Source organism: Micromonospora sp. NPDC049060 (assembly GCF_040649055.1).
In the GTDB taxonomy this organism is placed as follows: Bacteria; Actinomycetota; Actinomycetes; order Mycobacteriales; family Micromonosporaceae; genus Micromonospora; species Micromonospora reichwaldensis.
Window position 1 is genome coordinate 132661 of the sequence record NZ_JBEZEV010000003.1, and the last position, 15120, is coordinate 147780.

Sequence of the window (15120 nt, forward strand, 5' to 3'; positions counted from 1 at the left end):
CCAAGGAGGATCCGTGTTCGACTCGAGAGTCTTGTACCAGGAACTGCGGGAGCACGTGGAGCGCGACGTGGCGCCGGACGACGTCGCCACGGCCCGCCGCGACTTCTCCTACCTGGGGCACGCGAAGGTCTCCTTCGTCGCCCCCGACAGCGTCAAGAAGGCCGTCGCCGACGAGGTCAACGAGCTGATCGACAAGGCCGGCACGCGCCGGGACCTGAGGTTCGCCGAGACCGACTACACGCCGCGCCGGATGCGCAACGTGACCCGGGCCGAGATCGCCGAACTGGGCACCGTCATCAACGGGATCTACACCGCGGAGCCGATCCTGCGGGTGCTGTCGGAGGTGGCCGGCGAGCCGGTGCACCCCTGCCCGTACGAGCCGGAGCAGTTCGTCATCACCTGCCTGGAGAAGGACGGCGACACCCACGGCTGGCACTGGGACGACTTCACCTTCGCGCTGGTCTGGGTGGTCGAGTGCCCGCCGGTGGAGCACGGCGGCTTCGTCCAGTGCGTGCCCAACACGGTCTGGAACAAGGAGCGTCCGGAGGTCAACCGGGCGCTGGTCAGCCGGCCGATCTACTCGATGGAGCTGTTCCCCGGCGACCTGTACCTGATGCGGACCAACACCACGCTGCACCGGGTCGCCCCGGTCCGCCAGGGCCGCCGCAAGATCATCAACATGGGGTACGCCTCGACGTCCGACCTGACCCGCGACTTCACCCACGAAACCATGGACCAGCTGTGGGCGACCGTGCCCGCCGGAGAGGTGTGACCATCATGTCGACTCGGAACAACATCGCCCCCCAGCACATCGTGCTCGCCTTCTCCGGCGGGCTCGACACGTCGGTGGCCCTGGTCTGGCTCAAGGAGCGGTACCGCTGCCGGCTGACCGCGTTCATCGCGGACCTCGGGCAGGGCGAGGAGCTGGACACCGCCGCCCGCAAGGCCGAGAAGCTCGGCGCCGACGAGGTGCGGGTGGTCGACCTGCGCGAGGAGTTCGCCCGGGACTACGCCTTCCCCATGTACCGGGCCAACGCCCTCTACGAGGGGCAGTACCTGATGGGGTCCTCCATCGGCCGGCCGCTGATCGCCGCCGCGCAGGTGCGGGTGGCCGAGGAGGTCGGTGCCGACGCCGTGGCGCACGGGGCCACCGGCAAGGGCAACGACCAGATCCGCTTCGAGATGACCTTCGCCGCGCTGCGCCCCGACCTCACGGTGATCAGCCCGTGGCGGGAGTGGGACCTGGCCTCCCGCAGCGACCTGCTCGCGTACGCCGGCAGGCACGGCATCGAGCTGGACCTCAGCAGCGGCGAACGGCCGTACTCCATCGACAGCAACCTGCTGCACACCTCGTACGAGGGCGAGGCGCTGGAGGACCCGGCGCAGCCCGCGCCCGAGGGGCTGCTGTTCCGGGTGCGCGACATCGCCGACACCCCCGACGAGCCCGAGACCGTCGAGATCCACTTCCAGGGCGGCAACCCGGTCGGCGTCAACGGGACGCCCCTGTCCGCCAGCGCCGTGCTGGAGGCGCTCGACGAGATCGGCCGCCGGCACGGCATCGGCCGGCTCGACATCGTGGAGAACCGGATCTTCGGCATGAAGACCCGCAACATCTACGAGGCCCCGTCGGGCAGCCTGCTCTGGCACGCCCACCGGGCGGTGGAGTCGCTGGTGCTCGACCCGGAGGTGGCGCAGCTCAAGGAGGAGCTGATGCCGAAGTACACCGCCCTGGTCTACCGGGGCCTGTGGTTCGCCCCCGAGCGGCTGATGTTGCAGACCGCCATCGACTTCAGCCAGCAGGACGTCACCGGCGACGCGATCCTGCGGGTGCACCGGGGCACCGTCCAGGTGATCGGCCGCCGCTCCCCGCACAGCCGCTACGACACCGCGTTCGCCACCTTCGAGGCGGACGACGTGTTCGACCAGCGCGACTCCTCGGGCTGGCTGCGGGTCAACACCGTCCGCTTCCGCGCCGGGCGGGCCACCGGGGCGGCGAAGCCGTGAGGATCGTCTTCTTCGGGTACGGCGAGCTCGGCGCGACCGTGCTGCGGGGCATCACGCCGCACCACGAGGTGCTGCTGGTGCTCACCCACCGGGCCGAGTTCAGCGGGCTCGGCGAGCCGGACGTGGAGCTGGCCGCGGCGGACCTGGGACTGCCGGTGCGCTACTCGGCCACCGCCCGCGAGCCCGACCTGCACGAGCAACTACGCGACCTCGCACCGGAGCTCATCGTCTCCACCAACTGGCGGACCCGGGTGCCGGCGGAGGTGCTGCGGATCCCGGAACGCGGCGCGGTCAACACGCACGACGCGCTGCTGCCCGCGTACGCCGGGTTCGGCGCCGTCAACTGGGCCATCCGCAACGGCGAGGAGGAGACCGGCCTCACCGTGCACTACATGGCGGAGGAGCTGGACACCGGCCCGATCATCACCCAGGCCCGCGTGAAGATCGGCCCGCACGACACCGCCGGCCAGATCCTGGAGCGCCTCCTCGCGGAGTACGTGCCGGTCACGCTGGAGGCGTTGGAGCGGGTCGCCGAGGGCCACCGGGGCCAGGCGCAGCCGCCCGAGGGGGCGTCGTTCTACCACCGGATCGGCGTCGAGGACACCCGCATCGACTGGCGGGACAGCGCCACCACCATCTGCGACCTGGTGCGCGGCCAGTCGGACCCGTTCGTCAACGCGTGGACGACGCACCGGGGGTTCCGGCTGTGGGTCAAGGCCGCCACCCGGCCGACCCGGGCGCACGGCGGCACGCCCGGCCGGATCGTCAAGGCCGACTACGGCGGTGTGGTCGTCGCCAGCGGCGGACCGGGCGACGGCGACGACCGCGGGGTGGTGCTGCTCCAGGTCTCCACCGAGACCGGGCCACCCGTGCGCGCCATCGACTACTTCACCACCTTCGGCGAGTACCTTCACTGACACGGTGACCGGGGGCGCCGGTCATCGCGCGTACGACGATGACGGGAGAGGTCGGATGATCGGTCGACTGCACTCGGTGGTGCTGGACTGTCCGGACGCCGAGAAGTTGGCGGAGTTCTACGTCGAGCTGACCGGCCTGGAGTGGGCCGACAGCGACGGGTACTGGGTGACGTTGAAGGGCGCGGACGGGCATCCCCGCCTCTGCCTCCAGAGCGTCGCCGACTACCAGCCGCCGCAGTGGCCGGATCCGGCCTTCCCGCAGCAGGCCCACCTCGACGTGGAGGTGGACGACATCCAGGAGGCCGAGGAAGCGGTGCTGCGGCTGGGCGCCACCCGGCTGCGCGGCGGCGGCAGCCGCAACCACGGCTTCCGGGTCTACGCCGACCCGGTGGGACACCCGTTCTGCCTGGTCTGGGGTCAGGACTGACGCCATGACCAACCAGGACCGGGCAGTGGAGTTCCGCCGTACCGCCGGGGCGTTCGCCACCGGCGTCGGCATCGTCAGCAGCGTGTACGACGACATCCCGCTGGCGATGACGGTCAACTCGTTCACCACCGTCTCGCTGCACCCCACCCTGGTCCTGACCTGCCTGAAGCACCGGAGTCGGCTGCTCACCCAGATCCGGGACTCCGGGATCTTCGCGGTCACCGTGCTGGCGGCGGACCAACGGGACGTCGCCCGTTGGTTCGCCGACGCCCGGCGGCCCTCCGGCGCGGCCGCGTTCGCCGGCGTCCGGGTGCACCGGGCGCCGGCCACCGGCTGTCTCGTGTTCAGCGAGGGACTTGCCTACTTCGACTGCCGCGTACGCGACCTCTCCGACCAGGGCGACCACTCGGTGGTCATCGGGGAGGCGGTGTCGTACGGCCCACTGAATCCGGCGAAGGCGCCGCTGCTCTATCTCCACGGGTCGTACCGGTCGATCGCGCCCGTGCCCCCGGCGGTGTCGGCCGCGTAAGGGCCCACCCCACCCGGCGGCGTCCGCCCCCCGCGCCGCGCGGGCCGCGATTCGGGTACGACGACGGAGTGCAAGGGATGGCAACCAGACAAACGAGCCCCTCCCTTTCGGGACGAGCAGTGTCGCGTCATGGCCTATTCCCTTCGCCCGGCCAGGATCCGAACCTGCGACAACCAGCCCGGTCAGGAATACCGCCCGACGCACGCCTCGTGCGGGCCGATCACCTGCTGCCACGGAATGCACTCCACGCCATTAGGGCAAGAGCGAGCTGCAAATGGTCCAACGCCCATGGGCGGCTCGACCGCGACTCGGCAACTCGCCCCGGACCGGTCGCCATAACCACCTCGATCGCGGCCAACAACAGCATGGCGCGCCAGGTCGAGCGACCAATTACGAACCGGCCCGCGCCGCCCCGTGGTCGCGCCCTCTGGAATTGGCCCAATTTGACGGACGGTGACCATCGACTACGTCCGCCACGGCACCACCGACCTGTTTGCCGCGGTGGACGTGGCCGATCGGCCAGACCCAGCGCACACGTCACCACCAGGAGTTATGTGCTTCCTCCGCACCATCGACCGGGCGGGCCAAGGACCGAACTGGAACCACACATCATGCTGGGCAGCTACGCCAGCCCGCCATCCAGCAGGGACTCATTGAGCACGCCAGTTCCACCTGCACTTCACCCCGAACTACTCATCGTGACTGAACCCTGGGCGAACTGTTCCGCGAGCCAACCTACCGCAACCACGTCGGCTTGCCCGGCGCAGCCTCACCGACCTCAAATCAGATGTGACCGCCTGGATCGCGGCACAGAACGCCGCCTCAAGCCGTCTACCTGCGCGGGGACAGAAGACGACATCCTCGAAACAGCTCTCGCGCCCCACGAACGATTTAACAACTGTCAACACCAGGCACAGTTGAATTGACAGTGGTTGATTATCGTGGCAGGCTCAGGGCATCCCTTCGAACAGAACGGAGCTTCAATGCGCGCGATTCGAAAGATCCTCGCTGCCACCGCCGTCACCGGCGCGACCGCGGTGTCCATGCTGGCGGGTGCGGCCCCCGCGTCCGCCGACGCTGGAGCCAACGCAGTCGGCTGGTACACGGGTTACGGCTCGGGATCCTCCGCCTCGCTCGCCATCTGGTCGGCGGAGAACGACGCCAAGTGGAAGGCCCAGATGGGCGGCTTCAACACCTACCTCGACTGCCGCACGACCTACAGCAGCAGCACGAAGGTCAGCGACTACTACTACACCGCCAACGTGCAGCTGTACTGCTACACCTTCAACTGAGCCACCGCTCGCCGATCGCCGGAAGGAGTTCGTCGGGCACCCCCAGGCGCACTCCTTCCGGTCGTCGGCGATCTGCCCGGGGCGCGGAGGACGTACCAGCTCGTCCGCAAGACGCACAACGTCGCCGCGGTGCGTTCGCTGGTCGACCGACACTCCGCTCCCCGGGCCGCTCTCCTCGCCGCCACCCAACAAGATCGTTCATTGGTTCGACGAGCCGTGCCGTCGAGCAGCGCGAAACAGCCGCCCGCGTGGGCACAAGGCTGACTACCCTGGCCGCCGTGACGACCATCGAGCAGCTTGAGCGGGAGGTCTGGCCGGACCCCGACCCGGGCAGCACCTTCCTCGTCCGACGCTGCACCGAGCTGCGGCGCAAGCCGGTAGCAGAGTTCACGGTCGAAGACCTGCGCATCATGCTCGGTCAGCAAATCGGGGTGTCGGCCCTGCTGCCTCTTCCTTGCTGATCTTCGAAGTGCCCCGGCCGGATTCCAACCTGCGACACACGGTTCAGAAGTGGAGTACGGGCCGAGTCGCCTTCGGGCCTCTGACCCGCCCCGACTGGCTCGGCCGTAGCCATGATCGCCAAGATCGATCCGTTTGACAACGACACTGCCGCCGACTGGTGCGGTGACCTCCACGATGCCGATCCGTCTGCGCGGTCGGCAATGGTTCGCGCTGCCCTGACAACGGCCGCACTCAACACCGGATACCTCGAGCATGACGAGGCCGTCTCGGCCATCGCTGCGGCAGCGATCGTGGCATCTCACATGCCCGGCGGAGACCCGCTCCTCGTATCTGCCATGCGGCGCGCATTCGGCCCGGAACTGCCCTGGCTGGAGACCGAGGCCCTCATCCGCTTCGAGCTGGGTGAGGACGTTGCGATCGGAGACCTCTCGGTTCGGACCAGGACTTCCGCCATGATCTTGACCCTTGGGGCCTATGCCGACTTCGTGGAGCGGAACGAAGCAGAGGTACACGCACTCCTCATCGATGCCGAGCGAAGAGCCTTCGACCGCGGGCACCATCCGGAGCTTGCGGAGTAGCAGCGGCTGCCGACCAACGTCGTCATGGGCCACCCGCACCAAGGCACGGCTGCGCTGTGGGCGCGCGGCTGCCCGGTTGTGTACGGGTTACCGCCCCGGCCCGAAGGCCGGGGCGGCTGGCCATGTCGGCGGCTCTCCGCGCGCCTGGTCCCAGGTACTCGGTGGCAAGCCGCGAAGCGGCGCGGCAGCCGATCGCCCCGGCCACGACGGTGGCCGACAACCCCGCGATCGTCACGGCAAGAAGGACCGCCAGGCTGATAACCGTCTCGATGCCCGGATGAGGACGACTCGCCCGGTAATCATTGTTCGCTGAGCTCTGAGGGAAGCCCCGACGTACTGACGAAGTGCCGGTTACCGTCCTGCCATGAGAGAGCGGAACTGCGGCTCGGCCTGACGCCAGATGCTGATGAACTCCAAACGGGCAACGCCCAGCCGCATCCATACGCCCACCGGTGGCGCCCATGGCGGTGGCTCACCCCACTCCAAGCGAGGGCGGGTGGTGAAGGTGAATACCACGTCGATTTCGGTCATCTCCATGTACATGTTCAGATGGTCGAAGGTGTCACCAAGGTGCAACGGCCCCCGTTCCCGTACGCCAGGCTGCTCCGCCAAGCTGCACAGGCGGCGAAGATCCATGTAGTGCGGGTACCAGGCAGATGTGCTGCCATCCCCGATCGGGACGCCACCCACGTAGAGCTGGAACTCACCGAACCGACCGCCCTCGCTGGTCGGGACGAACTCCACGCGAAACGCATCGCGGGAACCCGCAGCCGGCACCGGCAGGGCCAAGCCGACATCACCGTCTTTTGCATCCATCTGGGAAACCACCGGGACGATCCTACGGATGGCAACTCCCGACACGTCGTCACCCACGAAGCGCGACCGGTTTCACCCTGCCAGTTCAACCAGGAGATGCAGCCCACCGCGCCGGCCGATGCCGGCCGGAGACCGCCAGCAGGCCGAGCGCGGCGGGCGCGTTGCGCTTGCGCGGCCCCTTGATTAGAGAGAGAACGTTTCGGCAACGCTGAGACTTGAACCCGTCTTCCCGTCATCCGACTCGCTGATCACGCTGGCTGCTGCGAACGGAGGTTGATCACGGGCTGAGCGCCAGGGGCCGTGGTGGCACTGCGACCTCTCTGCTTCTACGCCCTGTGGCCTGCGTAAACGATCGCCCGAAAGGGTTCAAGATCATTGCACGTATTTGCACGGACGGCTGCAACCGGCGGCTGCGGGTGGCATCCGGCTGCTCAGGCTGGCCGATCGACGCGGTAACGTATCCGCTGCTCAGATGGCATTTTTGCTGATCTTCGAGGTGCCCCCGGCAGGATTCGAACCTGCGACACACGGTTTAGGAAACCGATGCTCTATCCCCTGAGCTACGAGGGCGCGAGGGCCTAGTCTAGCGACCTGAGGTTCACCTGGGGTGGCAGGGAGTGGCCCACGTTCACTCACGTTCCCCGGACCCGCGTTCGCCCAGCCCAGGACCACACGCCGAGCACACGAACCCCGGGTTGCGACCGGCGGTCGCCGCAGTGGCTCGCGGTGGCACCGGTTCACCCGGGTTGGCATCCGCCGGAGGAGTCTCTACGCGAGTTCGCACAGCACCACCTCTGCTGATCTTGCTTGTTAGGGCTGGTAGGTGATCTTGTCGCGGATGCAGGCCCAGAGGACGTTGAGGCGTTGTCTGGACAGGGCGGCGGTGGCTTGGCGGTGGGTCTTACCCTCAGCTCTCTTCTTGTCGTAGTAGGCGCTGGATCGTGGGCAGTGGGTCAGGGCGGTGAAGCTGGACATGCTGAACACCCGGCGTAGGCCCCGGTGGTAGCGGTGCGGCCGGATCTGGTGACCCTGCCTGCGGCCGGAGTCGCGGGAGATCGGCGCGAGCCCGGCGTGGGCGGCGAGTGCGGCGGCGCTGGGGAGGTGGTGAGGGTGCCGGCGTGGGCGAGGAACTCGGCGGCGAGGGTGGTGCCGATGCCGGGCAGGCTGGTGACGATCTCTCCCAGCTCGTGCTCGGCGACAATCACGGCGATGGTTTCTTCGATGGCGGTGATGCGGTCGTTGACCGCTTCCAGGTCGGTGGCCATCTGCGCCACGATCCCGGCCACGTGGCCTCTCCGGCGACGGCGATGGTCTGCGTCCGGGCGGCGGTGAGGACTTTGGCGGTGAGTGCCCTGGCGGCCCGGACGCCGTGCTGGCGTAGGTAGTCCAGGATGCGGGCTTCACCGGCGCGGCTCAGTCCGGCGGGTGTCTGCCACTGCGCGAGGAGCCGCAGCGCGCCCTTGCTGCGCAGGTTCAGCGTCTTCTCGAGCGCTGGGCTGATCATGGCCAGCAGGTCCTGGATGCGGGCGGTAAGGCGGACCCGGTCGGCGACCAGGTCGAGGCGGCGGGAGACGAGCAGCTTCAACTGCTGCTGCACCCCGTCGGCGAGGGTGAGGGTCGGTAGGTCGCCGCGCATGCGCAGGGTCTGGGCGATGACGTAGGCGTCGTGGGCGTCGGTCTTGCGTTCGCCGTGGAACGCCTCCGCCATCCGTGAGGTGACCGTGCCGCTGACGTAGCGCACGTCCGCACCCCGGTCGAACAGGACCGCCAACAGCAGCGCGGCTGGTCCGCCGCGTAGGTCGACGGCCCAGCGGATCGGCTTGCGGCGGTGACCTGCGCGGTCACCAGCTGGAGACGCTGCCCGGACACGGTGATGCCGACCGCCGCCAAGGTCGGGGCCGGCTATGCCGCGCTGCGGATGGCGCGCATCGAGGCCGCCGCGCGCGGGGCGGACGAGCCCATCCTGCTCAACGACCGGGGAACGGTGGCCGAAACGGCGGGCGCGGCGGTCTTCGCGGTACGACGCGGCACGGCCCACACTCCACCGGTAGCCGACGGGATACTCGACAGCATCACCCGGCGGATCGCGATCAGACTCCTCGCGGAGGACCTCGGCGTTCCCGTGGTGGAGCAGTCGCTGACGCGCAGTGACCTGCTCAGCGCGGACGAGGTGTTCCTCACCGGGACCCTGGACGAGATCCGCCCGGTGGCCGCGGTCGACGGTGTGCGGCTCGCCGGCGGCGACGGGCCGGTCGCCGGAGCCCTGCAGCAGCGGTACAGCGACATGTGCTATGGACTCCGACCGCCGCTGCAGCAGGACTGGGTCCATCTCCTGAAGAATGGTGACGCATGAAAGCCACAGAGCTCTACCTGGTGGCGGGCACCGCCCGGACGGGTTCCAACGTGTTGTGCCATGCGCTGGCCGCAGCAGGCCTTCCGCGCGCGGAAGAGGCCTTCTCGCGCGCCACCATCCAGGAGTCCGGCCTGCGCCTGTCCGACGGCGGCGGAAAGGCAGACATCGTCCGCTATCTGGACTGGTTCATGAGCCGGTCGCAGGACACCCGCTGCGGCATGAAGATCTTCTGGCACCAGGTCTCCGGGTACGGGTTGGAGGCGGCCCTCGAGGACCTCCTCGCCGGCCGCCTCGGCCCCGAGAAGGTCAAGATGGTGTTCCTGCGTCGACGCGACACCGCCCTGCAAGCGGTTTCGACACTCAGGGCCTACGCCACCGGGGCGTTCGCTGCCCGCAGCGACAGGGACGAGGCCAGGTACGTGTATGACGACGCGTACTGGGCCGCGCCAGGAGTGCTGGCCGCCGCGCGGGAGCGGATGGCGGCCGGTGACCTCTACGACTTCGACGACCTGGACTGCATCGAGCGGCAGATAGCGGAGTCGAACGCGGCATGGCTCCACTTCTTCCAGCGGACGGGCACGCCGTACCGCACCTACTACTACGAGGACCTGGCCGCCGATGTGGCGGGCACCGCCGATGTGGCGGGCACCGCCGATGTGGCGGGCACCGCCGATGCCGTCCTCCAGTGGTTCGGCTACGACGCCGTGATGCCCTCGGGCTACCAGCCGCTGCTCCTCGTGCAGCGCGACGAGGACTCGTACCGGATGGCCGCGCGGTTCCGCGCGGAGCAGCAGCAGAAAGGACAGCACGATGGTCGATCATGACAGTGTGGACTGGCCGGCACGGTTCAGCGGCCTCGGGTTCGCCGGGGCGGAGGTCATCGGACGAGGCATGGAGGGCGAGGTCTACAGCCTCGGCGACGGACTCGTCGGCAAGGTCTGGTTCCGGCGGCAGCGCGCCGAGTTGGAACCCCTGCGCGGCTTCTACACCCACCTGAGCGACCAGCGTCTCTCCTTCCGGACCCCCGAGATCCTCGACATCCACGAGATGGCCGGACACACCGTCACGGTCGAACGCGAACTCAGTGGCGTGCCGCTGCGTGACGCCCTGCGGTCCGGGCAGGTGACCGTGGAGCAGGCTCAGCACTGCATGCTCGCCATCCTGGCGGAGCTACGCGCCACCGCAGCCGGCGTCAGCTGCCGGGCGCTGACGGTCATCGACGAGGACATCCCGGCATGGCAGGGGCACGACACCTGGCACTCCGCCCTGTCCGCCCTGCTCGACCGCCGGGTGGAACGCTACGGCGGACAGCTCGCCGCATCCGTCGACGGCTTCGACGAGCTGATGAAACGGATCCGGCTGCTGATCGAACACCTGCCCGCCGGGCCCGGCACCATCGTGCACGGCGACCTCGTCCCGGCCAATGTCCTGGTCACCGCGGACGGCGCCCCCGCCGCGGTGCTCGACTGGGGATTCCTCACCACCGAAGCCGATCCCGCCTTCGAGGCGAGCGTCACCGCCGCCATCTTCGACATGTACGGCAGCGAGCACCGGACGTTCGACCAAGAGCTGCTCCGCCGCCTGCACGACCAGGCCGGATATCCGATGACCCGGCTTCTGCTCTATCGCGCGGTCTACGCCGTGCTCACCAGCAACGCCTACGACCCGACGGGCAAGGACGGCCACTACGACTGGTGCGCGGCGATGCTCCAGCGTGAGGACGTCGTCGCCGCGCTGTACGCCGATCCGAGCGATCTGTAGCCGACCGTCCTGTTCGGTCTCCCCTCGATGAAAGGTTGGACAGCAGATGGTCTCCGGTCCGCCCAAAGCAGTCCTGTTCGACGTCGGCATGACACTCGTCCACGCCGACGGCGAGTTCCTCGTGACCGAGCTCTCCGCCGAGGGGATCACCGGACTCCCGATCGAGCTGGCAACCGCCGCCATGGTCACGTCGTTCCCGGCACGCCACCTGCCGCTGCCGAGAGGACGCGACTACGTGGACAAGACCGGTCTCACCCTCGCGGCTCTGCTGGACATCCCACAGGCCGAGGCGTGCCGTGCGCTGCGCCGTGTGTTCGCCCGGCCGGACCTCTTCCGCCTGCTCGACCCCGATGCGATACCCGCGCTGACCGCGCTGCGCCACGCCGGTGTCCGCCTGGGCGTCATCTCGAACTCGGACGGAGGGCTCGACGAGGAGCTCGACTCCTATGGACTGCTCGGTTTCTTCGAAATGGTGCTCGACTCCCACGACATCGGGACTGAGAAACCGGATCCGAAGATCTTCGAGATCGGGCTGGAGCGGATGGGCCTCGACGGCAGCGACTGCTGGTACGTCGGCGACAACCTCATCAACGACATCATCGGCGCCAAGGCCGCGAACTTCGCCGAGACGGTGATGTACGACCGCTTCCGCATCTACGGCCACATTCCCGGGACGCTGCACATCGACGCGCTCTCGCAACTGACCCCGCTGGTCCTGGAGGGGACCAGCGTCGCCGCGGGCAGGCCCTGACGTGGGTTACCTGCTGGGGCTGGGCGGCCCGTACGAGCATGATTCGTCGGCCTGCCTGCTGCACGAGGAGACCGGCATCGTGGCGTTCGTCGAAGAGGAGCGCCTGAACCGCCGCAAACGCAACGCGGGCTCGCGCGCGGCGTCCAGGTCGGCGGCGTTCTGCCTGGATCAGGCTGGCATCGGGCCGGCCGACGTGGACGCCGTGGTCGTCGGCTGGAATCCGCGCTGGCCGGAGCAGGCCGAGCCCATCACGGACGGCCGCCTGATCCGCAAGCTGCTGGCGCCCGAATACTTCGGTGGCTACAGCCCGGACCGCATCGAGGTCGTCCATCACCACGTGGCCCATGCCGCCTCGGCGTTCTACTGCAGAATGTCAGTCACGGCGATCTGCGGCCCGAGGATCTCGGTGGCATCGCCTATCTGCGTGGACTTTCGAGACGGGGGTTCATCACAGGCGCCGCGTTGGCGGCATCCGGGGTGTCGGCCGCCTTCGCTCTGTTGCCCGGCTCCGCTCAGGCTGCCGGCAGCTATCAGAGGCCGTGCGGAAGCGTCCGGATTTCGAGTTCGTGGCAGGACCACCGGAATCGGAGGCCACCCTCGGGTGAGCCGGGCACCGACTATGCGGTCGGAACCGGCACTGCCGTCAAGGCCGCGGCGAACGGCACCATCCGTTACGTGAAGACCGACACCTCCACCGCGACCGGGCGCGTCGTGGGGATGGCCCACGACGATGGCAATTACACCCGGCACCTGCACCTGTCGAGGATCGCCGTCTCGACCGGTCAACGTGTGTCGCGAGGCCAGACGATCGCGTACTCCGGCGCCTCGGCGCACGGCAGTGACCGTGGTGTCGGGCCGCATGTGCATACGAGTCTCTGGCTGAACACCGGCAGTCCGACGGATTTCCGCGCGACGGTGGATTCTGAGAACTACGTCGGAGACGTCGCCAACCCGAACCCGTCCGACCAGGAGGTAGATGAAGTGTTCATCGCGAATGTCAAGGGCAACTGGTACCTCGTAGTCCCCCAGGGCACCGGTAAGCCGCGGGCGGTGGTCCTTGGTGGCGACAGCAATGCCGGCGCTTCCGGCCTCCCCGTCCTGAACTTCAGCTGGGACCCGTCGATCAACGCACTCAGGGCCGCGGTCGACGGCATCGGCTGATCTGGCCTGACGCGTCACGGCGGCCCGGGAGCCACGCGGCGCAGGAAGACGGCAGCTTCGGCAGCGTCGTCCAGCCAGTCGCGATCGTGCGGGCCATCCGCGTGCCGCCGGCGCGGATGTCGCCGTTTCGGGAGCACTAACCTCGGGCGATGCGACACGTCCCCGTCGAACCGGCTTCGCTCACCACGGCCGAACGCGCGATCGATGCCCGCTTGCGCGTGGCGCTGGCCCGGCTGCCGCGTCACGGGCCGGCCGGGTGGCTGACCGAGTTCCTGGCCTTCGGGCTCAAACAGGCATGGGCATGTGTGTTCGGTGCCGCCATGCTCGCGGTCCTCTGCGCGGCGCACCTGTGGTATCCGGACGAAGCAGCGTTCGCCCGCAACGATGCCCTCACGGTCGCCGCCATCGCCATCCAGGTCGCGATGGTGGCCGGTCGCCTCGAGACTCTGCGCGAGCTACGAGTGATCGTCCTGTTCCACCTCGTCGGAACGCTCATGGAACTGTTCAAGACCCACATCGGTTCGTGGACCTACGAGCCCGACGGCGTGCTCCGGCTCGGCGGGGTGCCCCTGTTCAGCGGCTTCATGTACGCCGCGGTCGGCTCCTACATGGTCCGGGTGAACCGGTTGTTCGACCTGCGCTTCACGCGCTACCCGAAGCGCTGGTTGACGGCCGCGGTGGCGGCTGCGATCTATCTCAACTTCTTCGCCAACCACTACGTGCAGGACCTGCGGTGGCTGCTCGTCGCGCTCGTCGCACTCGTGTTCGGGCGCTGTGTCATGCACTTCCGCATCTTCCGGGTGCGGTGGCGGATACCGCTGCTGCTGGCCTTCCTCCTCGTCGCCTTCTTCATCTGGCTCGCGGAGAACATCGCCACCTGGTCGAACGCCTGGCTCTACCCGAGCCAAGTGGGCGGATGGCATCCGGTCTCGCTGACAAAGCTGACGTCGTGGTTCCTCTTGATGATCATTTCAGTCGTACTGGTCACCTGGATCTCGCCGCCGCAACCGCCCGACGACCGGCAGCCGCTCCGACAGGCCGATGAGACGGCACCCGACCCGGTGCCAGCCGGCCAGCAGGAACGGCGGAATAGTCAGGCGCTCTGAATCCTGACCAGGTCTCAGCTTCCAGCGAGACCATCGTCGGCGAGAGCCGTCAGCGGGACCGTCGTCCGCGAGAGTCGTCGGCGCAGCCCCAGCCCGCTGTCCCGTCGTTATCCGCTCACGCCCGGGGCGGGCAGTGGGTCAGGAGGCTGCGGCGGGCTTCCTGGTGGGGTCGGCAGAGGCGGCGCCGTGAGTGGGGCGGCGGGTTAGGACCTGAGGGCCGGAAGCCGTGATGGCGACGGTGTGCTCGGAGTGGGCGGTGCGGGAGCCGTCGGCGGAACGGATCGTCCAGCCGTCCTTGTCGAACTTGATTTTGTCGGTGGAGCGGCAGAACCAGGGTTCGATGGCGATGGTGAGGCCGGGGTTGAGCTTCAGGCCGCGGCGGGGGCGGCCGTCGTTGGACACGTGCGGGGCCTCGTGCATGGTGCGGCCGATGCCGTGACCACCGAACTCGGCGTTGACGCCGTAGCCGTAGGTGCGGGCGACCTCGCCGATCGCGGCGGAGATGTCGCCGAGGCGACCGCCGGGCTGGGCGGCGGTGATGGCGGCCTCCAGTGCGACCTCGGTGGCCTCGATCAGCTTCAGGTCGGCCGGGTCGGGGGTGCCGACGACGACGGAGAGCGCGGAGTCGGCGACCCAGCCGTCGATGCCGACAGCCATGTCGATGCTGAGCAGGTCGCCGTCGCGCAGGACGTAGTTGTGCGGCAGGCCGTGCAGCACCGCGTCGTTGACCGACAGGCACAGCACGTTGCGGAACGGTCCGCGGCCGAACGAAGGGGCGTAGTCCCAGTAGCAGGATTCGGCGCCGCGTTCCTTGATTCGGCGGCGGGCGTGGTGTTCGAGGTCCATCAGGTTGACGCCGACCGCGGCGACGTCGCGCAGTTCGGCGAGCAGTTCGCCGACGAACTGGCCGGTCACCGCCATCCGGTCGATCTCCTCGGCGGACTTGAGCTCGATCACGACAGC

20 protein-coding genes and 1 tRNA gene are annotated in these 15120 nt (G+C 68.6%); 15 read left to right on the top strand and 6 right to left on the bottom strand.

All coding sequences use genetic code 11. The features are described 5' to 3' along the window. The first annotated feature begins 13 nt into the window (after positions 1-13). From AB0B83_RS02515 to AB0B83_RS02550, 8 genes are all read left to right on the top strand, one after another. On the top strand, positions 14-772 hold the full coding sequence (locus AB0B83_RS02515) for a 2OG-Fe(II) oxygenase (protein ID WP_132231720.1): 759 nt from the start codon (positions 14-16) through the stop codon (positions 770-772). 5 nt (positions 773-777) lie between these two features. Continuing rightward, positions 778-2004 carry an argininosuccinate synthase gene (locus AB0B83_RS02520; protein ID WP_357576641.1) on the top strand — a complete coding sequence of 409 codons (1227 nt, stop codon included), beginning with the start codon at positions 778-780 and terminating at the stop codon, positions 2002-2004. Then, positions 2001-2921 carry a methionyl-tRNA formyltransferase gene (locus tag AB0B83_RS02525; RefSeq protein WP_357576642.1) on the top strand — a complete coding sequence of 307 codons (921 nt, stop codon included), beginning with the start codon at positions 2001-2003 and terminating at the stop codon, positions 2919-2921. The genes AB0B83_RS02520 and AB0B83_RS02525 overlap by 4 nt, the downstream gene beginning before the upstream one ends. A gap of 55 nt (positions 2922-2976) precedes the next feature. Beyond that, entirely contained in the window at positions 2977-3348 is a 372-nt protein-coding gene (locus AB0B83_RS02530) for a VOC family protein (RefSeq protein ID WP_132231726.1), read from the top strand. A gap of 4 nt (positions 3349-3352) precedes the next feature. Beyond that, positions 3353-3877, top strand: coding sequence for a flavin reductase family protein (locus AB0B83_RS02535; protein WP_132231728.1), 525 nt, complete (start codon positions 3353-3355; stop codon positions 3875-3877). A gap of 983 nt (positions 3878-4860) precedes the next feature. Beyond that, on the top strand, positions 4861-5169 hold the full coding sequence (locus AB0B83_RS02540) for a hypothetical protein (RefSeq protein WP_311410604.1): 309 nt from the start codon (positions 4861-4863) through the stop codon (positions 5167-5169). Between the two features lie 278 nt (positions 5170-5447). Further along, positions 5448-5630, top strand: a complete 183-nt coding sequence (locus AB0B83_RS02545; RefSeq protein WP_357576643.1) for a contact-dependent growth inhibition system immunity protein — start codon at positions 5448-5450, stop codon at positions 5628-5630. 111 nt (positions 5631-5741) lie between these two features. Beyond that, a complete protein-coding gene (locus tag AB0B83_RS02550) occupies positions 5742-6209 on the top strand; it encodes a DUF4259 domain-containing protein (protein WP_357576644.1) in 468 nt (155 codons plus the stop codon). Between the two features lie 351 nt (positions 6210-6560). Here AB0B83_RS02550 and AB0B83_RS02555 read toward each other — a convergent pair whose 3' ends face one another. From AB0B83_RS02555 to AB0B83_RS02575, 5 genes are all read right to left on the bottom strand, one after another. After that, positions 6561-7037 carry a hypothetical protein gene (locus tag AB0B83_RS02555; protein WP_357576645.1) on the bottom strand — a complete coding sequence of 159 codons (477 nt, stop codon included), beginning with the start codon at positions 7035-7037 and terminating at the stop codon, positions 6561-6563. Between the two features lie 485 nt (positions 7038-7522). Continuing rightward, a tRNA-Arg gene (locus AB0B83_RS02560) sits at positions 7523-7595 on the bottom strand. Between the two features lie 240 nt (positions 7596-7835). Next, positions 7836-8081, bottom strand: a complete 246-nt coding sequence (locus AB0B83_RS02565) for a hypothetical protein (RefSeq protein ID WP_357576695.1) — start codon at positions 8079-8081, stop codon at positions 7836-7838. Beyond that, complete coding sequence (locus AB0B83_RS02570) at positions 7979-8290, bottom strand: hypothetical protein (RefSeq protein WP_357576700.1); 312 nt, start codon at positions 8288-8290, stop codon at positions 7979-7981. The genes AB0B83_RS02565 and AB0B83_RS02570 overlap by 103 nt, the downstream gene beginning before the upstream one ends. Further along, positions 8227-8796 (bottom strand): transposase, encoded by a 570-nt coding sequence (locus tag AB0B83_RS02575; protein ID WP_357576646.1) that lies wholly within the window; start codon positions 8794-8796, stop codon positions 8227-8229. Before AB0B83_RS02575 ends, AB0B83_RS02570 begins: the two co-directional genes overlap by 64 nt. 102 nt (positions 8797-8898) lie before the next feature. Here AB0B83_RS02575 and AB0B83_RS02580 point away from each other — a divergent pair, with 102 nt between their 5' ends. From AB0B83_RS02580 to AB0B83_RS02610, 7 genes are all read left to right on the top strand, one after another. Next, entirely contained in the window at positions 8899-9378 is a 480-nt protein-coding gene (locus AB0B83_RS02580; protein WP_357576647.1) for an aminotransferase class IV, read from the top strand. After that, positions 9375-10202 (top strand): Stf0 family sulfotransferase, encoded by an 828-nt coding sequence (locus AB0B83_RS02585; protein WP_357576648.1) that lies wholly within the window; start codon positions 9375-9377, stop codon positions 10200-10202. Before AB0B83_RS02580 ends, AB0B83_RS02585 begins: the two co-directional genes overlap by 4 nt. Further along, positions 10189-11139 (top strand): aminoglycoside phosphotransferase family protein, encoded by a 951-nt coding sequence (locus AB0B83_RS02590; RefSeq protein WP_357576649.1) that lies wholly within the window; start codon positions 10189-10191, stop codon positions 11137-11139. The genes AB0B83_RS02585 and AB0B83_RS02590 overlap by 14 nt, the downstream gene beginning before the upstream one ends. Positions 11140-11185: 46 nt before the next feature. Next, a complete protein-coding gene (locus tag AB0B83_RS02595; protein ID WP_357576650.1) occupies positions 11186-11890 on the top strand; it encodes an HAD-IA family hydrolase in 705 nt (234 codons plus the stop codon). A 1-nt stretch (position 11891) separates the two neighbouring features. Further along, positions 11892-12569, top strand: coding sequence for a carbamoyltransferase N-terminal domain-containing protein (locus AB0B83_RS02600; protein ID WP_357576651.1), 678 nt, complete (start codon positions 11892-11894; stop codon positions 12567-12569). Then, positions 12557-13051, top strand: a complete 495-nt coding sequence (locus tag AB0B83_RS02605; protein WP_357576696.1) for a M23 family metallopeptidase — start codon at positions 12557-12559, stop codon at positions 13049-13051. The genes AB0B83_RS02600 and AB0B83_RS02605 overlap by 13 nt, the downstream gene beginning before the upstream one ends. 149 nt (positions 13052-13200) lie before the next feature. Continuing rightward, a complete protein-coding gene (locus AB0B83_RS02610) occupies positions 13201-14157 on the top strand; it encodes a DUF817 domain-containing protein (RefSeq protein WP_357576652.1) in 957 nt (318 codons plus the stop codon). 138 nt (positions 14158-14295) lie between these two features. Here the strand turns inward: AB0B83_RS02610 and map are convergent, their stop codons facing one another. After that, the gene (gene map / locus AB0B83_RS02615; RefSeq protein WP_357576653.1) at positions 14296-15114 is read right to left on the bottom strand and encodes a type I methionyl aminopeptidase; all 819 of its coding nucleotides are present in this window, start codon (positions 15112-15114) and stop codon (positions 14296-14298) included. Between the last annotated feature and the right edge of the window lie 6 nt (positions 15115-15120).